This window comes from Terrimonas sp. (assembly GCF_003075435.1).
GTDB lineage: Bacteria > Bacteroidota > Bacteroidia > Chitinophagales > Chitinophagaceae > Agriterribacter.
The window spans coordinates 114,091-137,593 of sequence record NZ_QCZJ01000010.1; the positions used below are offsets into that span (position 1 = coordinate 114,091).

The 23,503-nt window shown below is 40.5% G+C and carries 18 protein-coding genes; 10 read left to right on the forward strand and 8 right to left on the reverse strand.

Annotated features, from left to right (window positions below):
* Positions 1 to 332: 332 nt before the first annotated feature.
* From DC498_RS12655 to DC498_RS12665, 3 genes are read left to right on the forward strand one after another with little or no spacing between them, the layout of a single operon-like run.
* Positions 333 to 1,766, forward strand: a complete 1,434-nt coding sequence (locus DC498_RS12655; protein WP_116874527.1) for a phytoene desaturase family protein — start codon at positions 333 to 335, stop codon at positions 1,764 to 1,766.
* Positions 1,767 to 1,769: 3 nt separating this feature from the next.
* Positions 1,770 to 2,165: a hypothetical protein gene (locus DC498_RS12660; protein WP_116874528.1), complete on the forward strand. Its 396-nt coding sequence runs from the start codon at positions 1,770 to 1,772 to the stop codon at positions 2,163 to 2,165.
* Positions 2,166 to 2,175: 10 nt separating this feature from the next.
* Positions 2,176 to 3,264, forward strand: coding sequence for a glycoside hydrolase family 76 protein (locus tag DC498_RS12665; RefSeq protein WP_206197602.1), 1,089 nt, complete (start codon positions 2,176 to 2,178; stop codon positions 3,262 to 3,264).
* A 64-nt stretch (positions 3,265 to 3,328) separates the two neighbouring features.
* Here DC498_RS12665 and epsC read toward each other — a convergent pair whose 3' ends face one another.
* The 8 genes from epsC to DC498_RS12705 form a co-directional block, all read right to left on the reverse strand.
* Positions 3,329 to 4,171, reverse strand: coding sequence for a serine O-acetyltransferase EpsC (epsC, locus tag DC498_RS12670; RefSeq protein WP_116874529.1), 843 nt, complete (start codon positions 4,169 to 4,171; stop codon positions 3,329 to 3,331).
* A 120-nt stretch (positions 4,172 to 4,291) separates the two neighbouring features.
* Positions 4,292 to 5,173, reverse strand: a complete 882-nt coding sequence (gene cysM, locus DC498_RS12675) for a cysteine synthase CysM (RefSeq protein WP_116874530.1) — start codon at positions 5,171 to 5,173, stop codon at positions 4,292 to 4,294.
* A 9-nt stretch (positions 5,174 to 5,182) separates the two neighbouring features.
* Positions 5,183 to 5,368 carry a hypothetical protein gene (locus tag DC498_RS12680; RefSeq protein ID WP_116874531.1) on the reverse strand — a complete coding sequence of 62 codons (186 nt, stop codon included), beginning with the start codon at positions 5,366 to 5,368 and terminating at the stop codon, positions 5,183 to 5,185.
* 27 nt (positions 5,369 to 5,395) lie between these two features.
* On the reverse strand, positions 5,396 to 7,960 hold the full coding sequence (locus DC498_RS12685; protein WP_116874532.1) for a TonB-dependent receptor: 2,565 nt from the start codon (positions 7,958 to 7,960) through the stop codon (positions 5,396 to 5,398).
* Positions 7,961 to 8,178: 218 nt separating this feature from the next.
* The gene (locus DC498_RS12690; protein WP_116874533.1) at positions 8,179 to 8,445 is read right to left on the reverse strand and encodes a hypothetical protein; all 267 of its coding nucleotides are present in this window, start codon (positions 8,443 to 8,445) and stop codon (positions 8,179 to 8,181) included.
* A 166-nt stretch (positions 8,446 to 8,611) separates the two neighbouring features.
* The gene (locus tag DC498_RS12695) at positions 8,612 to 9,214 is read right to left on the reverse strand and encodes a DUF6134 family protein (RefSeq protein ID WP_116874534.1); all 603 of its coding nucleotides are present in this window, start codon (positions 9,212 to 9,214) and stop codon (positions 8,612 to 8,614) included.
* A 179-nt stretch (positions 9,215 to 9,393) separates the two neighbouring features.
* On the reverse strand, positions 9,394 to 10,188 hold the full coding sequence (locus DC498_RS12700) for an SDR family NAD(P)-dependent oxidoreductase (protein ID WP_116874535.1): 795 nt from the start codon (positions 10,186 to 10,188) through the stop codon (positions 9,394 to 9,396).
* 5 nt (positions 10,189 to 10,193) lie between these two features.
* Positions 10,194 to 11,105: a phytanoyl-CoA dioxygenase family protein gene (locus tag DC498_RS12705; protein ID WP_116874536.1), complete on the reverse strand. Its 912-nt coding sequence runs from the start codon at positions 11,103 to 11,105 to the stop codon at positions 10,194 to 10,196.
* Positions 11,106 to 12,102: 997 nt separating this feature from the next.
* On the opposite strand from DC498_RS12705, the gene DC498_RS12710 reads away from it, so the two are divergent.
* From DC498_RS12710 to DC498_RS12740, 7 genes are all read left to right on the forward strand, one after another.
* A complete protein-coding gene (locus DC498_RS12710; protein WP_116874537.1) occupies positions 12,103 to 13,179 on the forward strand; it encodes a sterol desaturase family protein in 1,077 nt (358 codons plus the stop codon).
* A gap of 205 nt (positions 13,180 to 13,384) precedes the next feature.
* The gene (locus tag DC498_RS12715; RefSeq protein WP_116874538.1) at positions 13,385 to 16,456 is read left to right on the forward strand and encodes a SusC/RagA family TonB-linked outer membrane protein; all 3,072 of its coding nucleotides are present in this window, start codon (positions 13,385 to 13,387) and stop codon (positions 16,454 to 16,456) included.
* A 10-nt stretch (positions 16,457 to 16,466) separates the two neighbouring features.
* Positions 16,467 to 17,921 carry a RagB/SusD family nutrient uptake outer membrane protein gene (locus DC498_RS12720; protein WP_116874539.1) on the forward strand — a complete coding sequence of 485 codons (1,455 nt, stop codon included), beginning with the start codon at positions 16,467 to 16,469 and terminating at the stop codon, positions 17,919 to 17,921.
* Complete coding sequence (locus tag DC498_RS12725) at positions 17,908 to 19,473, forward strand: sulfatase (protein WP_116874540.1); 1,566 nt, start codon at positions 17,908 to 17,910, stop codon at positions 19,471 to 19,473. The genes DC498_RS12720 and DC498_RS12725 overlap by 14 nt, the downstream gene beginning before the upstream one ends.
* A gap of 13 nt (positions 19,474 to 19,486) precedes the next feature.
* Positions 19,487 to 21,100 (forward strand): sulfatase family protein, encoded by a 1,614-nt coding sequence (locus DC498_RS12730; RefSeq protein ID WP_116874607.1) that lies wholly within the window; start codon positions 19,487 to 19,489, stop codon positions 21,098 to 21,100.
* The gene (locus tag DC498_RS12735; RefSeq protein WP_206197603.1) at positions 21,054 to 22,532 is read left to right on the forward strand and encodes a sulfatase family protein; all 1,479 of its coding nucleotides are present in this window, start codon (positions 21,054 to 21,056) and stop codon (positions 22,530 to 22,532) included. The genes DC498_RS12730 and DC498_RS12735 overlap by 47 nt, the downstream gene beginning before the upstream one ends.
* A 168-nt stretch (positions 22,533 to 22,700) precedes the next feature.
* The gene (locus tag DC498_RS12740) at positions 22,701 to 23,300 is read left to right on the forward strand and encodes a TPM domain-containing protein (RefSeq protein WP_116874541.1); all 600 of its coding nucleotides are present in this window, start codon (positions 22,701 to 22,703) and stop codon (positions 23,298 to 23,300) included.
* Positions 23,301 to 23,503: the final 203 nt, after the last annotated feature.

The following is a 23,503-nucleotide window of genomic DNA, read 5'->3' on the forward strand; positions in this document are numbered from 1 at the left end:
AACGCTTGTTTTTGTTTCTATAAAGATAATTATAAGCTATATCCGGCAGAAAATAAATAGTGCACAATTCGTTAACTGTTAAAAAAACTGAATGCCTTAACAGGCAGTGTTGCAGCCGGAGTATAAAAAATGCAGCATCAACTGTGATTTGCATCAGGATTTGAGCATTCAACCACGCAAAAGGGCTGTTTTAACCCGGCTTGATATTCCGTATTGCGGCGTTATATGTATGTAAGCCCCGGCTGTATATAATCCCGGCATTTCAGGATATTAAATGACCGGTTTTTGTTTACGTTGTAATAATTTGAAAAACGGTTGTACATTACCGTTTTATGGCGCAATACGATTATGACGCTGTAGTGGTAGGCTCGGGTCCCAATGGACTGGCCGCGGCAATAACATTACAGCAAAAAGGATTATCCGTTTTACTGGTAGAGGCAAAAAGAACGATCGGTGGCGGCATGCGAACCGAGGAACTGACTTTGCCTGGTTTTAAGCATGATGTATGTTCTGCTATTCATCCGATGGCGGCCAATTCTCCTTTTTTCAAAACACTGCCATTAGAGCATTTCGGGCTTGAATATATTTACCCTGGGGTATGTGCCGCACACCCCCTTGATGATGGAACTGCCGCTGCCCTTTACCCTTCGCTGGAAGAAACAGCAGAAGCACTGGGTGTTGATAAAGACGTGTATCTCCGGCTGATAGTACCTGTAGTGAATGATTGGCCGTCTATTGATAAAGATGTGCTTGCTCCTTTATATCTTCCTGCTCATCCATTTAAGATGGCGGCATTTGGTTTGAAAGCAATGTCATCAGCATTGCAGTTATCAAAGCGGTTTTCCACCGTTAAAGCAAAAGCGCTATGGGCCGGCATGGCTGCGCATGCTATTCAGCCACTCACTAATCTTACTACATCGGCCATTGGTTTGGTGCTGATGTCTGCAGCACATATTAAAGGTTGGCCTTTGCCAAAAGGCGGTACCCAGGCTTTGGCAAATGCATTGGCTGCTTATTTTCAATCACTGGGCGGAACTATACAAACAGATACATATATTGCTTCACTTCAACAACTGCCTGCTGCCAAAGCAGTTTTGTTCGATATTACGCCAAAGCAATTGCTGCAGATAGCGGGGCATAGATTTTCATCTTTATATAAATGGCAGCTTAACCGTTACCGGTATGGCATGGGTGTATTTAAAGTTGATTGGGCATTAGACGACGCCGTACCTTTTACGGCTGAGGTTTGCCGGCAAGCCGGCACCGTGCACCTTGGCGGTACTATTGAAGAGATAGCGGCTGCAGAAGCATGTACAGCAAAAGGTGGCTATGCTGAAAAACCCTTTGTGCTGGCTGCACAGCAAAGTGTGTTTGACAAATCGCGGGCTCCTGAAGGTAAACATACGCTATGGGCCTATTGCCATGTACCCAATGGCGCTTCAAAAAATATGACGGAAATTATTGAAGCCCAGATTGAACGTTATGCACCTGGTTTCCGTGAAAGAATAATCGGCCGGCATGTTATGGATACCGCGGCTATGGAATTGTACAACGCCAATTATATAGGCGGGGATATCAATGGTGGCATTATTGATATCGGCCAGTTGTTTACACGTCCGGCGCTGCGTTTTTCTCCTTACAGAACTTCAGCAAAAGGGTTGTATATATGCTCCGCATCTACGCCACCGGGTGGGGGAGTACATGGTATGTGCGGGCATCATGCAGCAAAGCAGGTGTTGAAAGATATTTTTAAGATGGTGATTTGATTCTTGCGGCCCTGTTCAAAAAAAATTATTGCAGATCCCGCCTGGTTCAGCCTTAACGGTTTTTACAATGCCGGTGCAAAATATTATACGGATTCCAATACAAGCAATGACTGGACATTTTACTGGTCAAGCGCCCAAGCGCCGGATGTTCTGGTAGGCCTGTATTTGCGTAAATCTTCTGATGCTGTTAAAGCACGGATTGGGGGGGTATGGTGGAGAAAAGACAATTTATCCAGGAATACGCCATCCAATATGCCTGCCGCCAATAAATCACCGGTGCTTTTGGGCAGCGCATGGAACACCCTGCCGGGTAATAGCACAGATTTTACCGTTCAGTTAAGTGACATTATGTTATTTGAAGCAATGGCTGAATTGAAAAGGATCAGTTTAACAGATTAAATTTGTAAGCATGAAATGTATTTTTTGGAAAAAACCGCTTGTTATTTTGACAGGGCTGTGCATGTTGCTGTCAATAAAAGCTATTGCACAAAAGCAGGAAGACTATTCAGAAAGAATGGCAATAATGTATAAAAACATCTACCAATATTTTTATAAAGAAGGCAAAGGGCTGTTTGCGGAGCACAATACACCCAAAAAGGATGATAAAGAATTCTCTTACCTGTGGCCACTATGTGCACTGATACAAACAGTAAATGAGCTGGAATTGCCGGAGCCTGGAAAACAGTACATGAAACAGGTAGTGCGGACAATAGATAAATATTATGATAAAAAGCCGCCGCATCCCGGTTATGACAGCTATCCCGTAGAAGCCGGCGGTGGCGACCGTTTTTATGATGATAACCAGTGGATCGGCATCGCGTATATGGATGCATACAACCGGACTAAAGATATTGCATACTTAAACCTGTCAAAAGAAATATATGGTTTTATGATGACAGGATATGATACTGTTGCAGGCGGAGGCTTATACTGGAAAGAATTTGACAATACCACCAAGAATACCTGCTCAAACGGGCCGGGGGTATTACTGGCACTGCAGTTATACAAAGCCACCGCAGAGAAAAAATATTTGGATACCGCTTTGCTATTGTATAACTGGGTAAATAAAAACCTGCTGGCTCCTGATGGTTTGTATTATGATAATATAAAGCTGCCGTCTCTTGATATTGACAAACGGAAATATACTTACAACACAGGTACAATGTTGCAGTCTGCCGTGCTGCTGTACGACATCACAAAAAATAAAAGTTACCTGGAAGCAGCCCAAAAAATGGCTTCTTCCAGCCTTGCTTTTTTTTATAAGAATGGTATGTTTCCCAATCACTATTGGTTCAATGCCGTTTTGCTGAGGGGGTACATAGAATTGGCCAAATTTGACAATAACAAAGAATACATTGCCGTCTTTAAAACCTATGCCGATAAAGTATGGGAAACGCAAAAAGACAAAAATGGATTGATTGGAACGCAAAAGGAAAAAGCATTGATTGACCAGGCTGCGTATCTGGAAATATTGACCAGGCTGCAACCATTTTTATAGTGCTGCTTTTAAATCCAATGCCAGGTTCCTTTGAAGGAATGTTCTCAGGAATGTTATATCATAACTAAATGGAGAAATTGATCCCTTCATCAAAATCATTATTGGATCGCACACGAACCTGGCTCTTGTGATAAACTAAAGAATACGGCGGTACGCTTTCTGTAAGCCATACGTTACCACCAATAATAGAATCGTGACCGATAACTGTTTTTCCGCCGAGTATGGTTGTGCCGGAATAAATTACCACGTTATCCTGTATTGTCGGGTGCCGTTTTACAAAGGCCTGTGTTTTTGAAACATTCAATGCGCCAAGTGTTACGCCCTGGTATATTTTTACATTGTTGCCTATTACGCATGTTTCGCCAATCACTACCCCGGTGCCATGATCAATAAAAAAGCCTGAGCCTATTTCCGCACCTGGATTAATATCAATACCTGTTATACTATGTGCATATTCAGAGATCAATCTTGGCAGCACGGGAATTTTTAATTTGTACAGTTCATGCGAAAAGCGATATACCGCTACTGCATTAAACCCTGGATAGGCGCCAAATACTTCTTCAATGGAATGCGCAGCAGGATCAAAAGCTAAGATGCCCTGCGCGTCTTTTTGCAGTTCTTCAAAAATATCCGGTATGCGGCTGAAGAAAGTATCTATAATTTCATCAACAGGATTTATTACATTTTCTACAGGAGAAAGCAAATGCCGCAGTTGCAGTTCCAGTTCGCTTATATCGAGCGCAGTAAAAGATTTGTCTGTATTTACAGGAAACAGCAGTGCAATAAGATTGCTGATCCATGCCTGTGCACTACTTCTGAAAGGAATGGGTTGCAGATCACTCCTGTATTTTTCATGTATCTGCTTCAGCCTTTCGTGCAACAATAATTTTTTAATAGTAGTGCTCATAAATAATTGATTGCAGTTTTTGTTTTACCACATAGGAGCAATAGAAACATAGGAACATATAGACATAATACTTACTATGCTTATCTATGAACCTATGTTCCTATGTGTTGTATTGTTTTCTTAATCAAACAGATCCGACGACAGATACCGGTCTCCTCTGTCACATATAATACATACGATCACACCTTTATCAATTGTTGCAGCAAGTTCAAGCGCAGCATATACCGCACCGCCGCTGCTCATGCCACAAAATATGCCTTCTTCTTTTGCCAAACGTTTTGTCATTTCCTTTGACTGCCTTTCGCTTACTTCAATAACAGCATTCACTTTTGTTTTATCAAATATCTTCGGGATATATGCTTCCGGCCATTTTCGTATGCCGGGTATCTGCGAATTATCTGTTGGCTGGCAACCTACAATCACCACTTCCGGGTTTTGTTCTTTGAGATATTGCGACACGCCCATAATGGTGCCGGTAGTGCCCATGGATGATACAAAATGTGTTACAGTTCCTTTAGTGTCACGCCATATTTCAGAGCCTGTGGTTTCGTAATGTATGCGTGGATTATCCGGGTTGGTAAATTGGTTCAGCATAAGGTATCCTCCTTTTTTTACCAGCTCGTTTGCATGATCTATAGCGCCTTCCATGGCCCTGCGTTTAGGTGTCAGTATCACTTTTGCGCCAAAGGCCTGCATCGCCAGCACTCTTTCCCGCGTTGCGTCTTCGGGCATTATCAACGCTATCTCCACACCAAATAAACCTGCCATTAAAGCCAGCGCTATGCCGGTGTTGCCGCTTGTGGCTTCCACCAGCTTCATTCCTTTTTGTAATTCTCCCCTGTCTATAGCACCTTTGATCATTCCGTAAGCAGCACGGTCTTTTACACTGCCGCCGGGGTTATTTCCTTCAAGCTTGCAATAAATACTTATGTTGCTATTGGTGTTGATCGCTTTTAGCTTTACCATTGGCGTGTTGCCCACCTGGTCAAGGATATCCGACATGCACCTGTTTTAATTTTTTGAAAAAGCCTTTATATGTTTCTGGATATGCTCAGGAATAAAACTTTCTGCTACCAAAAGCAATAATCCTGCAATAGTCTTCCTTTCCTTACCTAATCTTTTGTGCATCAACTCTTTTTTCGACCATGTATAGTCTTCTTCTTCGTAAATCTTTTGTTTTAATTTTTTGCGTGTCATATCATAGTGTAGTTTATTGCCGGAATACTATTGCTGAAATTTTACAGTGTACCGTAATGTAAGTCCGTAGGTACGCGCATCTCCCACCACGCCGGCATACTGACCATAGTTACCCGGCGCTGCCAGCAATTGCTCGTAATAATTTTTATTGCCAAGGTTGCGGCTCCATACAAATAGTGTAAATCCATTATTTGCCCTGAATCCTAAACGGGCATTCAGTAAATAATAAGCATCTATATTCAGGTATAGTGAAGGAGAAGAATTTGAAGAGAACTTAGAGCGATAATACAGGTCCGCGCCGAGAAAATAATTACCCTGCCAGCCAATAAATTTACCCTGGGTGTTTAACTCTGTACCCAAAGTCCACGACCATTTTGATATACCCGGAAGCACCCCGCCTGAAATATCTTTAAACGCCTGTGTGCCGCCAACTTCTTCAAGCGGTACCGGGGCGTTGGCAAATTTTACATATTTACCATCAGTGTATGCCAGTGCAGCGTTTATGCTGATAAAATCAGAAGGTCTGTAACTACCGTCAAATTCAAAACCCTGTGTTCTTACTTTTTCAGCATTAGCAAGGTATCCGCGGTTTACGCCAGGTTCCGGCGTTTGCACCAGTGTCTGGTAATCTTTAATATTATTTTGATACACTGTAAGGTTCAAAATAGTATTGGGGAAGGGTGATGTTTTTACACCAAACTCCACATGCTGAACGGATTCCGGTTTTACGGTTGCCAGTTCTGTTAATACTTTCCCATCTGCTGTGGGCAAACCGCCAACGTTTATGCCAATTGGTTTATAACTCCTGGAATAGGTGGCAAAAGCATTATAGTTATTATTGAAAATATATTGCAGAGATACCTGCCCGGATAAATTACCTGCATCTGCATTTACATTAAACGCCTGGTTGCTGTAAACCTGTTTTTTCAAAGCTAATAATGCGGGATCTTCGGTTTGTAGTCCACCATAAGTTACACGGTCATAGTTTGCCACTTTCTTATCGTAATTATACCTCAAACCTGGCAGCACATGCAGTTTGGAGGTAACAGACCAGTCAATTTGCCCAAAGGCAGCAAGGCTGGTACTCTTTATGCCATAAGTTGTTTTGATACCGAAATTATCAAGAAGTCCGGGTGTTTCCCAGGCTGTTGCATCTGCATTAGACTGGTAAAAACGCCATAATGCTGAGCCGGCTTCTTCTGTATGAACCGGATCAGTTTTCAGATCCTGCCATAATCCGTATACGCCTATCACCCCTGTAATTTTATTGCCTGCCTTTCCTGAATACCTGAATTCCTGCGACCATTGATCATGTAAGGAATTTCCGGCAGAAACAGTAAATGCCGGTATGCCAAGATAATCCCTGTCGTTTAAAGGAACCCATTTCCAGTAACGCCAGGCAGAGGTTGAGGTTAAGGTTCCATTGCCTATTTTGATATCGGCATTCAGTGAAACGCCACCTAATTCATTGTCTGCTTTTGATCTTGTATCTAAATCAACCTTTCTTTCAAAAGCGCTTTTATATGGAATGGTATATCCAAGGTCGGCAATAATATTATTGAACTGCCTGTAATCTGAACGTTGTGTTTTTATAACACCTGCTACTGCCCAGCCATAGCCGTCAGGCTTTTGTGATGTAACATCTCCGGCTAATGATATTTTTACATTATCAGAGGGGGTGAACAGCAATTGGGCTCTGCCACCTAAATTATTAAGATCATTTATTTTACGATCCGAGTTTACATTGTACAACATTCCATCGCGCTGTGTTCCTGAGAAGGAAACACGTGCAGCTAACTTATTTGCAATGAGCGGGCCTGTTATGGATGCTTTTGCCTGTATATATCCATAGTTGCCATAGCTGGCTTCAAAAACAGCGCCTGGCTTAAATTCAGCGGCACGTGAAGTAATATTAAAAGCGCCTGCGGTTGTGTTCTTGCCAAATAATGTTCCCTGCGGTCCGCGCAGTACTTCAATACGTTCAACATCAATAAAATCAAGCACGGTAGCTGCAGGACGGGCCAAGTATACACCATCAAGATAAAAGCCGACGCCCGGGTCAATACCATCGTTGGTTAAACCGTAGGTTGAGCCCAGCCCTCTTATATTTAAAGTGGTATTACGTGCATTGGATGAATATAATTGCACAGAAGGGATCAATTCTTTTATACGCCCAACATTAAATGCACCGGCATCAGCTATACGGCTGCCGCCAACAACAGAAATAGGGATGGGAATATTCTGTACAACCTCGCTTCTTCTGCGTGATGTTACCACAATATAATCCAGTAACTCATTTGCTACAAGTATGATCGCAACAGGTTCTTCAGGAATTTTGTCGTATTTGGTACTAAGCCCGTGAAACCCGGCTGCGGTAACATGCAATGTAAAGGGCACAGTGCCCGGGGCCTGAATACTGAATTCGCCTAAACTATCTGCCGCTGTATAGGCAGTTGTTCCTTTTATATTGATAGTAGCGCCCGGAATCCGCGCACCTGAACCATTTTTCACTACTCCTTTTATTTGTGTTTGAGCGGTAACTAAGTTGAAGAATAACAGGGAGAAAATGGTAATTAAAAACAGCTTTTGCATTAAACAATTTTTTTGGTTTGTTAAAGAAAGACACCCTTAAAATTAATAGTCTATAAAATTGGTGGACAAATGTATGTCATAAATTTTAACTACAATCAATTTTGCATAAAAAAGTCTACTTTTTTAGTAGACTTTTATTTTTTCATTGTTTTTTTGAGGATTAACGGCTAAATAAGTGTAATGAAAGTCACTGGTTTAGCATCAGTTATTTAAATGTGCTAATTCTTGTTTTTAAGTACCGTAAATGAGAATTTTTTGCCGGTTTTTGCCGCGGCGCGTTTTACATTATCTACTACTTCCTGCAAAGCGATATTACCTTCTTTTATATACCGTATGCGTAAATATTTTTTTTCACTTTTAGCGGTATCGGCAATTTGCTGTTTGCTTTCCGGAGAAAATTGATGGGAGCGTAGTTCTTTATCCAATAAAAGATAATCATCTGTTGCTGCATGATGCAGCTCTATATTTGTTCTGTATGATGGCATAAATAAGATTTTAATGGCGGATGCCGGTTTTGTAAAGCTTGTTTTTTATAGATTGCTATTAACAACAATAATAGCTGGAGCAATAGCAGGAGATACTTTTTAAGGCAGATTGCTTTTTCTCATGATGTGTTTTTTTCATTGGATGTATTTTTATGTATTGATAAAATTATTGACGGGGCCTGATGTAAATAGTAGCAAGTGTTGTTTGAACTTCTACCTGTATGCATTTTCCATTTTGATAGGTATATATATTGTCACCATCGGGAAGCCTGAGCGTATAAATGTGTGGCGCTGTTTGGCTCACTGCTATATATTTTCCAAAATTTTCTGAAAAAATATATTTCATACCTGAAGGCTCGGCGTACATCAGGCATGCCGTGCTGAAATGTATGGATGATTTGATGGAAGCAGATTTGCCATCATTATTAATAAGGTATTGATCTTTGCTTCGTATAATATGTTTGTCAGCCTTTGTTTTACCATTCACCAGCCTGATAAGTTTGCCATCCTCCAGTATACCGTTACGGAACGAGCTTTGCAGTTTGCTGTAAACAGCTATATCAATAATAGCTGAAAATTTTGCAGAAGATTCGTTAATATATTCTGTTATTTCAGTATTGCCCAGCTTGCTGCATTTCATGTAGCCGATTATTTTGTCATTCCTGATAATATCATAGTAAGCATGATGGTTATAATCCGGTTCATGCTTTCCTGCTGATAAGAGGGCAGGGAAGAAGCTGATCAGCGACCAGTAAATAATGGCTATCATGATGTAAAAAAATTAAATGATATAGTAATGATCTGTTATCATCTAAAACCTCCTGAGCAGAGGCTTTAGATGAATGAACAAATGGGTTAGTTTGTGCCGGGTGAACTGCCTGAATAAGTGAAACCAACTGCGAAAAAATGCAATACCCGGACTTAATATGGTTTGTATCAACAAAATGATCATTTTGATATTTGTATTTCCCTCCCGAAAATATTTGCGCCAAATTTTTCGGCCCAGGATTTTGGCGCCAGCCATGACAGGAATACACCAAGCTTGGTTTGAAGCCCGGTAATCCGCTCCGCATTGCCTTTAAATAAAGTATTAATGGCTATTTTGGCAACAGCCTGGGGCGTCATATTGTATCGTTCCGCTGTTTTTCTTATCTGCTTGCCCATGCCTGCACGATCAACGAAGCTGGTATCTGTACTACCGGGGCTTACACAGCTCACGGTTATTCCAGATGACTTTAATTCGTGCCGCAGGCTGCGGGTGAATGAAATAATAAATGCTTTTGAAGCCGCATAAATATTCAGGTAGGGCACAGGCTGATAACCTGCATTGCTGCCTATGTTTAATATATAACCTTTACTTCTTTTTTTAAATACTGGTATAAACTGGTGGCTTAGCGCAACTACAGATTTAATGTTAACATCAATAATGTTTAATTGTTCCTGTAAGGGTAATGTTGCAAATGCGCCGTTCAATCCGAAAGCTGCATTATTCACCAGTACCTCCAGCTCATTATGCCAGGTTGAGCTCCATTTAAAAACGGCATCAGGAGTTTCTGCTATGGAAAGATCCGCTACAAGATATACAACCCGTACACCGGTTATTCTTTCCAGGTCAAGTTTGGTTAATGCGAGGCCTTTACCATCAATATCAACCAACAGCAGGTTATAATTTCTTAAGGCTAACTCCAGCGCTATGGATCTGCCAATACCTTTTGCAGCGCCGGTAACAAGAGCATAAGCCATAATGTTTATTGATTTACAGTATTACGAACATCGTTATCAGCGGCAATGCGGGACAGGTTTAATCCTTTCTTCAGGTTAGACCAGCGGAAAGTTTCCCTGTATTGCTCCAGCTTTGGTAAGGCAAGCTTATGATAAAAAGGTGTTGGGCTGTTGGCGTGCCTGGGTTTGTATGCTCCTGTAATAATAGGTATATACATTACGCGACGCCTGCTTTCATCGCCAAAAAATGATGAGCGTTGTACACGGTGCCATAAACGTCCGTCATGCACAGTAAGGTCGCCTGCTTCAATATCGAATCCTATTTCTTTTGGATCAGGGTCGTTGTCAACAAAATATTTTTTTCTGAACAACAGTTTGAAGAGTCCCTGGTTGTGTGTACCTGCCAATACTCTTAACCCGCCTTTTTCAAAAGGGTAATCATCAAGGTGCAGACCTACATTAAGCATGGGCATGATCCTGGAACCCAGGAATATATCCCGCGGACTGTCTGTATGCCATCCTAGTTGTTTATACTCGCTGTCAGGCGTATTTACATAATGATTTAAAACAAGACCATCTTTTTCGTTCTCACCAATTCGCCCTTCATAAGGGTATAATAGTTCCGCTAATTGCGCAAGTCTTTTGTCTTTAAGAAAATTGCTCAGTGTTTTACTGTATTGTGAAGTGAAGGCGATGCGCTGGATAAATTTTCTGCCATCAGTATTTACACCAAATTTTAATGGTATGCCATTTACTTTTTGAGTACCGGAAGAGATCAACTGTTCTTCTACATTTTGAATTTCGGTGATAAAATCTTTTACCGTTTCTTTATCTACAAAGTTTTTAAACTGTATTACACCATATTTATTAAAAATATTTTTTTGTTCCTCAGTGAGTGATTGCCCGAATTGGAAAATGAAATTAGTGATGTTGCTCATATCATTTTTGATTTGATGATTAAGAAATAATGGAATGGGAAAATTAAAGTTTACTTACAGCGGGATAGATGGTTGTTACCCCTGGATCAATATGTTGCCTGGCGGCAACAACAATACATGATATGTGATTTTATAAATTTCACAGAGCAAAAATAGTATAAAATACTAGTCTACCAAATTTATAGACTAATATTTTAAAAATATTTTTTGCAAGTGAAGAAGGAAACCAGATAAAACGGATATGACGGAGACTCACGGAATGTATCTGAATTATTCAGCACCATCCGCGTATTCCGCATGCTATTCATATTTGTGTGAAGAATGTATAGCTTCAACGTTATCGCTGTTAATATATAGAGGAGGATGTTTGTGTGCTTTCCCCCGACAAATTGCTGACGGCCAGCCACCCTGTATTTTTTTCATGAAGAGGTTTGTCCCATGAGGTTATTTATGAAGTATACATTTTTTACAAATTTTTCTACAAAAATTTTTTTTGAAAAAAAAAGACATTATTTTTGTCTACTAAATTAGTAGACTAATATTTTGTCAACCACCGGCAGAGTATTTAATAAGTAAAATCAAAAATGGAACATGTAAACTGCTGCAATGCCAGTGGCATTGTTAATGATTTGATTGTAAGTACGGTGGAATATTATATACCTGCTCACAAATTTTCTTGTTGCACATCCTGTTGTTGTAATACTATGCGCAGTTAAGCGCTTTTTCATTTATTCAGCTTGCTATAAATTATTGCATTCATAAAAATTATGAATGGTAAGGTTGTCTCCACGTCATCACCTGTAATCGGTGGTTGATTGCGGGAGAAGGACTGGGACAGCCTTTCTGTTCAGCCAATATATAAAACGTTTTTTCTATGCAGAAGCAGGATTATTTTTTGCTGATCAAAAAAATAGCCATAGGCATACTGATTTTTTTGATCCCTTTCCTGGTTTTTTATTTTGGACTATTAATCATTTCTAAAAACTAATATTCAGCTATGAGCTCTGCAAAAAATGCAACAGTTAATATCACGAGAGATGCGGTAACCAGCATTTTTATATACGCGTTGCCGGTAGCGCTGATGTTTGTGTATTTTAAAATTACAGGTCAGCAACCCTGGAACAGAGCAGCAGGAGAAACATTGCCATTTAAAGCTCCTGCGCCTGTAGAAAATGTTTTCAAAAATCTTAGAACATGGGGACTGCCATTATTAACACTCATTTGGGGCATTATAGAATTTTCAGCGGGACTATACAAGAATAAGTGGAATAAGAATGAAGCTATGCTTGATATAGTTTGCTTTGCTGCTCCAAAACTGGTTTTCCGTCCATTGCTGGTGTATATAACGCTGCTGGTATTCCCTTATGTATTACCGGGTCAGCAAAATGCATTCAGTTGGGTGCCTTTCTGGTGGGCTTGCTTAATTATTGCGGTTGCTGATGATCTTACACAATACTGGTATCACAGGTTGCATCACCAGGTGCCGTGGTTGTGGCGGTTTCACCGCACACATCATTCTGCTGATTATATGGGAATGGCAATGGCAGGAAGGCAGAATTTTATCTATACCATTTTCTTTTCTCAAATATACCTCACATCGGCGCTTACCTATCTTGGACTGGGATATGCAGCATTGTTTGTGGGAGGTGTAAAGTCTGTTATAACATTATCCGCACATTCAAGCATTCCCTGGGACAGGCCGTTTTACAAATACAAATTGTTGCATCCTCTTGCATGGATACTGGAACGTACCATATCAACTCCTGCTACACATCATGCGCATCACGCGGATTCTATGGATGATGGTATTGGCTATTACAAAGGGAATTTCGGGAATATGTTTTTTATATGGGATATTATTTTTGGCACTGCTAAAATTACGCGTCAATATCCTACGAGCTACGGCATCAGGCATTATAAGGAAGAAGAGTGGTATGCCCAGTTTTTGTGGCCCATCTTCAAATCAAAAAAAGAAGGCAGCGAGCTGTCGGCTGACGGACCAATGGTTGCTGATTTGGAACCATCAAACAATACTGAAGCTGTGGCACAAATAAAAGTAGTTCCCCAGGGATAAAATTTTTCTAAAATACTATACTGAATCAATAGACCAATCAATAACTGATGTTTACCGGAATCATTTTATATAAACGCCATCTGGCAGGATTGGAAAAATACCTGGACGCTATGTTGTACTATGAGTGTTGTGCATAGCATCATACAGTATCTATGTTTTAATTCTTTTTTACACAATTATTTTAACGAAGGTTATACTAACAAACATGAAAATTAAATTTTGGCTTCTTTTCTCATTACTGGGCAGCAGCTTATTTATAGCACAGGCTCAGCAGGGTACGATAATCAACTCTATACTGGAGGGACAGGTAACAGATAAAAGTAATAACGCACCGCTGGAAGGTGTAAGCATCGTTATTAAAGGAACAACCAACCAAACCCTTACCAACAGTAAAGGTCAGTTTATTTTAAGAACAGGTCAGAAGCTTCCTTATACATTGCTGGTTACCATTGTAGGTTATAAATCAACTGAAATAAAAGTAGATAGCTCACCTGTAAAAATTGAGCTGGAGCAGGATGTGCAGTCATTATCCGATATTGTTGTGGTAGGCTATGGTACACAAAAACGTAAAGACCTTACCGGCTCTGTGTCGTCAATCTCTGCCAAGGATTTTAATAAAGGCAGCAATGTATCGGTTGATAATCTTATTGCCGGGCGTGCCGCGGGTGTGCAGGTAACCCAATCATCATCCGAGCCGGGCGCCGGCGTGTCTATACGCATACGCGGCGCTAATTCTATTAATGCCAGCAATGAACCATTATATGTAATAGATGGTTTTCCCATTGACAATTCAAACCGTACTCCAACGTCAGCCGTGGTTACGGAATCTGCTCCGAGAAACCCCCTTAATTCCCTAAACCCATCTGATATTGCCTCTGTTGAAATTTTGAAAGATGCTTCCGCTACTGCTATTTATGGTTCACGTGGAGCAAATGGCGTTATTCTTATTACAACAAAGCGTGGCAAAAGGGGAAGATTGTCAGTGGAGTATAATGTATCAGGCGCAGTGCAGGAAGTGGCAAAAAAAATACCGGTATTGTCTACATCACAGTATATCAGTTTGCTTAATGATCTGAAGGCCGCACAGGGGCTTGCACCTGAATTCACCGATGAGGATATAGCTGCTATTGGTAAAGGTGTAAACTGGCAGGATGAAATATTCAGAAAAGGATATACACAAAATCATCAACTGAGTTTTTCCGGGGGACAGGATAAATTTACTTATTACGCTTCGTTAAATTATCTTGATCAGACAGGAATTGTTATCAGCTCCGGTATTAAACGTTACACCGGCCGCGTAAACCTGAATTATACAGATGCAAAGTTTAAATTCGGCATCAATCTGAACACTGCGAAAATTAATGATGATTATGTACCGAATGGTGTAAGCATTAACGAAGGCGCCGGAATAGTAAACGCTGCTATCTTCCAGGATCCTACATTGGGTATTTATGATAAGAATACCGGAAAATACGCGCAGACCAACCTGGTAAATCTTGAAAATCCGCTCGGGCTTGCTTACGGCGTATCTGATTACGCGGTCACCAGCAGAACATTTGGCAATGCTTTTCTCGAATACTTCATTATTCCTGAATTTTCGGTAAAAATAAATGGTGGCACAGATATTCAAAGTTCGCGACGTGATACATACCTGGGACGCAATACAAGAAAAGGAAACAATGCCAATGGTATTGCCAGTGTGCAAACAACAAACAGCAATAATGCTTTACTGGAGCTTACGGCGAGATATGCAAAAACATTCAGTAATCATTCCCTGGAAGTACTGGGCGGGTATACCTGGCAGAACTTTGGCTGGAATACATTGAACTCCGGCGCGCAGAATTTTACAACAGATGCTTTTGGCACAGATAATATGGCGGCAGGATCAAGCAGTACATTTACCATCAATACATATAAAAGCCGTAACCAGCTACAATCACTTTTAGGCAGGATCAATTATACCTTTAATGATAAATATCTTTTAACCGCCAACTTCAGGGCGGATGGTTCTTCGAGATTTGGCGCTGATAATAAATACGGGTATTTCCCTTCGCTTGCTTTGGGGTGGCATGTTAACAGGGAAAATTTTTTTAGAAATGTGCGTACCATTTCAACGCTTAAACTAAGAGCAAGTTATGGCAGGACCGGTAACCAGGAGATAGGTAACTACCGTTCCCTTGTATTGCTGGGTACACAAGGACAGGCTGTTTTTGGCAATGCAGCGGAAGTGGGTATTTCAACCACGCAACTGGCAAACCCCAATTTAAAATGGGAAACGACCAGCCAATTTGATGCAGGTGTGGATTTTGGTTTGCTTGATGACAGGATTACCGGTAGCATTGATTATTTTAACAAAAATACTAAAGACCTGCTGCTTGAACTGCCTGTGCCTGCTACAACAGGTTTTGCTACAACGCTTACCAATATAGGCAGCATGAATAACAGCGGCTTTGAATTTACAGTTAATACCGTAAACCTGCGTGGCAAATTTAACTGGACTACTTCGGCAAACCTTTCTGTAGTCCGGAATAAGGTAACAGGTATTGGCGGGCTGCCTGATATACTCCAGGGCTCTGCAGGCTTCTTTAATAGCTTTAGCATTCTCAAGGTTGGGCAACCATTGAATTCTTTTTATGGCTATGAAGTGGTTGGTGTGCTGCAGAAAGATGAGCAATACACTCCGCAGCCTTTATCTGCCCCGGGAGATTTGAAATTTCTTGATGCAAACGATGATAAGACAATCTCTGCTTCCGACAGGAAAATTCTGGGCTCTTCATTCCCGGATTTTACGTATGGTATTAATAACAGCCTGGGCTATGGCAGATTTAACCTGTCGTTTTTCTGGCAGGGTGTTAAAGGTGGTAAAATTCTTAACCTGAATATTTCAGAGTCTGAAAACCCGATTTCGTTCAGGCGTAACCGTTTGAGCCGCTCATATACCGACAGGTGGACAGAAACAAATCCCACCAATGAGAACCCATCCGGTTTATCACCGGCATTTGCGTATGTTGATGCCAGCGGCACCATTAACAGCCGGGCGGTACAAAGTGCCTCTTTCCTCAGGCTGAAAAATATTTCACTCAGTTATGATATACCCGCAAACCGTGTGTTCCAGTCTGCCCAGGTATATTTTGTTGCGCAAAACCTGGTTACATTTTCCAACTATTTTGGCTTTGACCCTGAGGTTACCGCTTTTGGAACATCTAATGTGAGGGTTGATTATAACGCGTATCCGTTGTCAAAAATTTATACACTTGGATTAAATGTGAAATTTTAAAAAGAACACAATGAAGCTTAATAATATTAAAAATATGAAAATGAAACCCTATTATATATTATTGTTGTTATCGCTTACACTTGGCGGTTGTGGTAAAGATGTTTTGGAAGAAGATGTGTATTCTTCGCTGGGCGTAAGTAATTATTTTAAAAATGCCGATGACGCGGAAGCAATTTTAAATGCCACGTATGCTTCTGAGCAAAGAAGACCATTCCGCGATTATTTTATAATGTCTGATGTAACCAGCGGAACGCTTTATGATCGCGCAGGCGGGCTGGAAGCACTGGCTAAATCTTTTGAAACCTTTAGCTGGGGCGCTACCCACTCATTTTTTTCAGGCATCTGGGCAAGACATTATACCACCATATATCGTGCAAATCTTGTGCTCGATAAAGTACCGGAAATTGATTTTGATGAAAACAGGAAAAAGCAAATACTGGCTGAGGCTACTTTTCTCAGGGCGTCTGCGTATGTAATTCTTAAAGATCTTTTTGGGCCTGTACCTATTATCACAACCAGTAATACAAGTGCCGACGACAGACCGTCACGACCTACAAAAGAAGCATTTGATAAGTTTGTGACCGATGACTTTAAGGCAGCCGCTGAAGTTTTACCCGTTACTGCCGACAGAGGGAGAGCTACCAAAGGTGCAGCGCTTTCGCAACTGGCAAAATATTATCTTAATAATAAGGACTGGGCTAACGCTGCAGACTATGCGAAACAGGTAATTGATCTGAATGTATATCATTTGTTTGACGGATCGGCAGACAGGTCGGAATTATTTAACCCGCTTAATGAAGATAACAGCGAGTTTATATATATACGCCCGCGTTTGGCAGTTGCAGGGTTGGGGGATAATTATATATCGCATGCTGCTCCGCCGAGTTACAGGTGGAAAGGAGGCAACAAAGAGAATTATGCAACGCAATTTAAAACATACAGCAGCTATTACGATTCATTTGCAGATAATGATACAAGAAAAAATGCTTTTATTACGGAGTACTATAATACCAGTGGCAATCTGGTACAATTAGGTAAAGATGATATAAGAAATTTTAAATTTAAGGAAGACTTCACTGCAACAGGTGCAAACAGTGGCAATGATTTTCCTGTTATACGCTATGCCGATATTTTATTGTCGCGTGCAGAAGCGTTGAATGAGCTTAACGGACCTAACGTGGAAAGTATTTCACTGGTGAACCAGGTTAGGGAAAAAGCAGGGATTGCGGATCTGAGCCTTGCTGATTTTGAAGGTAAAGATATTTTGAGGACTGCTATTTTCCAGGAGCGGTTGTGGGAGTTTCCGGCAGAAGAATTACAAAGGCAGGATTTAATAAGACAGGGTATCTTTATACAAAAGGCGAAAGACAGGGGATTGGCAGCACAGGATTTCCAGGTGTTGTTTCCTATTCCTCAAAGTGAGATTGATAAAAACAGTAACCTTACACAAAATGATGGATACTAACCAAAGCGCATCCCGTTTTTTACAAGGCATCGCATTTGTTTTGATGATGCTGGTATCGTATGGCAATGGGTATGCACAGCAAGCTTCCCATCCTAACATTATTATCTTTTTGGTTGATGATATGGGATGGGAAGATACATCTGTTCCATTTTCAGGAACGGTAACTGCCAATAACAAAAAATATCATACGCCTAATATGGAGCGGCTGGCTAGAGGCGGATTAAAATTTACCAATGCCTATGCGGCACCCGTATGTACACCCACACGGGTAAGCATTATTACCGGTATGAATGTAGCGCATCATGGCGTTACCAACTGGACATCACCATTTAAGGATACTTATTCAGATGCGAAAGACAGTCTGTATGATCCTGCCAATTGGAATGTGAATGGTTTTACGCCGGTTGCAGGTATAGATAAAGCGGTACATGCAACTGCATTACCGCAATTGCTGAAAGAAGCAGGGTATTTTACAATTCATGTTGGTAAAGCACACTGGGGACCGCAGGGAACACCAGGCGCAAGCCCTTATAATGTTGGCTTTATTGTTAATATTTCCGGTCATGCCGCGGGCCATCCGCAGAGTTATCTTTCTGAAGACAATTATGGCAACCTGCCGGGTAAAAATGCACCTCAATCCGTGCCCGACCTGGAGCAATATTACCAGTCAGGTACATTTTTAACCGAAGCACTAACGCAGGAGGCTATACGAAGTTTGGAATATCCTGTTTCCAGAAAGCAACCTTTCTTTTTAAATTTCGGGCATTACGCGGTGCATGTGCCTTTGATGGCAGATAAAAGATATTATCAAAAATATATTGACCGCGGACTGGATTCTGCTGAAGCTAAATATGCTTCGCTGATAGAAGGCATGGATAAAAGTTTGGGTGATGTGCTGGATTTTGTAGAGAAGAAGGGCATTAAAAATAATACCGTTATACTTTTTCTTACAGATAATGGCGGGCTTGCCCTTACGCCTCCGAGGGGTGGAACGCATCTAACGCACAATGCTCCGTTAAAGGCCGGTAAAGGTTCGGTATATGAAGGCGGCATCCGTGTGCCTTTTATTATTCAATATCCGCCATTGATTAAGGCAGGAGGCACTACGGAAAATCCTGTTATAGCAGAAGATATTTTTCCTGGCATACTTGAATTAGCCGGTGTCCGTAATTATAAAACTATTCAGGAAGTTGATGGAAGATCATTCGTTCCGGTATTGAAAAATCCATCCATAACAGATACTGCGAGGGTATTGCTGTGGCACTATCCCAATAACTGGAAAAACCAGGCAATACCCGGCACCAATTATTTCAGTGCATTAAGAAAAGGAAATTGGAAATTAGTATACAGTCAGCGTAATAATACCGCGGAGCTGTATGATTTGTCTAAAGACCTGGAAGAAGAGAAAGATTTGTCAGCTGCTTACCCGGACAAAACCAGGGAATTGATAAATCTTTTAGGGAAGCGATTAAAAGATTACAAGGCGCCAATGCCTATTGATAAAAAAACAAATAAGCCGTTGCCATACCCTGGTGATGGCGTAAATAAGTAATAAAAAGATGACAATGAAAAAAATAAGCTTGTTCATGATGTTGTTGTTGTGCATCGGCGTTGCTTTTGCACAGAATAAGAGGCCCAATATCGTTTTTATTTTTTCAGATGACCATGCTTACCAGGCAACAAGCGCTTACGGTAATAAATTGATTCAAACGCCTGGAATTGACCGCATAGCAAAAGACGGTGCTTTGCTGGAAAATAATTTTGTGACGAATTCCATTTGCGGACCAAGCCGGGCAACATTGTTAACAGGTAAGTATAGTCACAAAAATGGATTTTACGATAACACTGGAAAAAAGTTTGATACCGCTCAACTGGTTTTTCCTGAATTACTACAAAAAAATGGTTACCAAACTGCCTGGATTGGTAAAATGCATTTACATGCATTACCCAGGGGCTTTGATTATTTAAATGTATTAGCCGGCGCCGGGGGGCAGGGTACTTATTTTAATCCTGATTTTGTTAACCAGGATAATGATACTGCTTCGTATAAGGGGTATGTAACAAACCTGATCACAGATTTTTTCTTTGACTGGTTAAGCAACAGGGATACAAGTAAACCTTTTTTTGCCTTAGTTGGAGAAAAAGCAACGCACAGAACATGGCTGCCTGATATTCCTGATCTAGGGGCATATGATGATATTGATTTTCCATTACCGGATGATTTTTTTGATAACTATGATACACGGCTGGCAGCTAAAGACCAGGATATGACTATTGACAAAACCATGCGGTTGAAAGAGGACCTGAAAGTGGGAGAAAAATTTGGTACTGATATCACTGATGAAGATATAGACCAGCAGATCAGGAATCTGCAGAAACAAAATCCAAACTATAAAGTAAATAAAGCGCAGTTTAGAAAAGGAAGTCTTGATAGTGCGCAAACAAAGGCCTATAGGGCATATTACGGAAAAATTACAAAAGAGTTTGAAGAAAAAAAGCTAACCGGCAAAGAACTGGTGAAATGGAAATACCAGCGGTATTTGAAAGATTATTATGCCACAGCTAAATCAATGGACCGTAATATAGAAAAAATACTGCATTATCTCGACAGCACCGGTCTCAGCAAAAACACGGTAGTGATTTATGCATCAGACCAGGGTTTTTATCTTGGTGAGCACGGATGGTTTGATAAAAGATTTATTTATGAGCAATCTTTAAAAACATCTTTTCTTATTAAATATCCCGGCGTAATAAAATCCGGTATACGCGTTAATGATTTTGTTTCAAATATTGACTGGGCGCCAACTGTTTTAGATATTGCCGGTGTAAAGAGCCCTGCAGAAATACAAGGGCAGTCTTTTTTGCCTGCACTGAAACAACAAACCCCAAAAGACTGGAGAAAAGATTTTTATTATCACTATTACGAATACCCGCAGCCGCATCATGTATCACCTCATTTTGGCATCAGGACCAAAGATTATTTGCTGGTTCGTTTTTATAAGGGTGTAGAAAGCTGGGAATTGTTTGATCTGAAAAAAGATCCTGATGAATTGAATAATGTTTATGCCGATGTGAAATATCAAAAGATTGTAGCTGATCTTAAAAGCAGGCTTAAAAAACTGATACTTCAATATGATGATAAAGACGCGCTGGAGATTTTTAATCAGCAGCTACCATAAATCCAAAACGATTAATAATACTGAAATGGATAATAAAAGAATTATATCAATTGGTTTTGTCATACTGTTTTTTGTGTCAGGAATAAATGTTATTGCTGCCCAGGGCAAATCTTCGGGTAAACGCCCGAATTTTATTTTAATACTTACCGACGATCAGGGCTATGGGGATTTGAGTATTAATGGTAATCCAACTATTAAAACACCAAATATAGACCGGCTTGCACTGGAAGGGCAGAAGTGGACAAATTTTTATGTAGCAGCCAATGTATGTACGCCCTCAAGAGCCGGATTGATAACCGGCCGCTTACCTATACGCAGTGGTATGCAGGGAACAAAGCAGGCAAGGGTATTGTTTCCCAAATCAAAAGGAGGATTGCCGGAAAGTGAAGTAACCATTGCTGAGTTATTAAAGCAAAAAGGATATCATACTGCAATGATCGGCAAATGGCATTTGGGCAGCCTTCCGCAGTACCTGCCGCTCAACAATGGCTTTGATTATTATTATGGTCTTCCTTACAGCAACGATATGGACAAAGTTGATTCTGTTCCTTACCTTAAAGCTATAACCGAACCGAGGAATGAATATTTCCAGGTACCGCTTTACAGAAATAAGGATATTATAGAAAAACCGGCGAATCAGAATACCTTAACGCAAAGGTATACAGCGGAGGCTGTGAGATATATAACTGATCATAAAAAAGAGCCTTTCTTTATTTATTTCGCTCATTCCATGCCGCATGTGCCTTTGTTTCCTAATCCCAGGTTTGCCGGTAAAAGCGCAAGAGGAATTTACGGTGATATTATTGAAGAGATTGACTGGAGTGTGGGTGAGATATTAAAAGCATTAAAGCAAAATGCCATTGACGATAATACTTATATTGTTTTTATAAGCGATAATGGTCCGTGGAAATTATTCAGGGAACTGGGTGGTTCAACCGGCCCGTTATATGGCGCAAAGGGCAATAGTTACGAAGGCGGAGTGCGTGTTCCTGCCATTATATGGAGTAAAAAAAATGTTTTTGCCGGGCAGGTTACGGAAATTGGCAGCAGCCTGGATATTCTTCCTACGTTCGCGAAACTGGCTGGCGTTGATCTCCCGGCAGACAGGGTGTATGATGGTTATGATTTAAGCAGTGTTCTATCAGGCAGCAGCAATAAAAGTCCTCGCGATGAAATGTATTATTACCATGCAGATACATTGGTGGCTGTTCGTAAAGGAGTGTACAAGTTGTTGTTGTATGGCAATAGCGAAGTGGGTTACCCGGATGCATTAAAAAAGTTAGATAAGCCTGTCTTGTATAATTTGAATGAAGATATCTCCGAAAGATATGACATCTCGGATAAGCACCCCCGAACAGTGCAGCAACTGATCGCATTATTAGAGCAACACAGCAAAACCATCACGCGGGTAGAAGATCAGCTGTTGAAATAAGAAGTGTTAGGCCGAATACCGGTAACCTGCACCTGAAGTTGTATTGATGCTATAAAACATGTTTGTGTATTTTTTTTAATCATGTATTTTTTAGCTGATTGTACCTATTGTTATCATGAAGTTGGTGGTGTATATTAGCCTGATACAAATGACACCTTCTGTTTTATTATGGCGCTTCTTAAGCAGTTAAATATATTGACATTTTTTATTTTAACGCTGGCGACAACTGCTTCATGCCAGGCGAAAAATTCAAATAAAAGCAATCAGGAAGTCTATACAACAGTAAAAGGACTTCGCTCATTTCAACAAATATTTTGGGATAGTTTACCTGAGCCAACAGGATACGTTAATGACTACGAAAATCTTTATACGGATACCGAAGAAAAAGCCCTGGATAGTTTAATGAGTGATTTTCAGAAAAGTACTGCTATCCAAATTGTATTAATCACTTTTGATACAACAATGACAACGAAAGATAGCCTTGAAGCATTGACGTTAAGAATTTTAAATGCTTGGGGAGTTGGGCAAAAAGATAAAAACAATGGTATAGTAGTCGGCATTAGTAGCGGATACAGGAAAATGCGAATTCAAAATGGTTACGGAATAGAAAGAATCTTGACAAACAGCGAAACAAAAGAGATTATTGACACAGCTTTTATACCAGGTTTCAAAGAAGGGAAATATTTTGAAGGAACATTGACAGGGCTTAAAACATTGATGGCAACTCTATTGAAGAATGCTGAAGAAAGGTCCAGGGTAAAATTCTAAGTCTGCTAATGTTGACAGGACAAAAAGGTATGTAAAAGCAGCTTCCCCCGGTAGCAGTGGCGATGAACAAATCAATATCTTAGTGTTACTGTCAGCTACATACCCGGTTGACCGAATACTAATGAGCTACAAAAAATGTTCCTGGTTTTGGTGCCTTACATTGTATACTGACGATTATTAAAATTTAATCACAAGCTAAATAT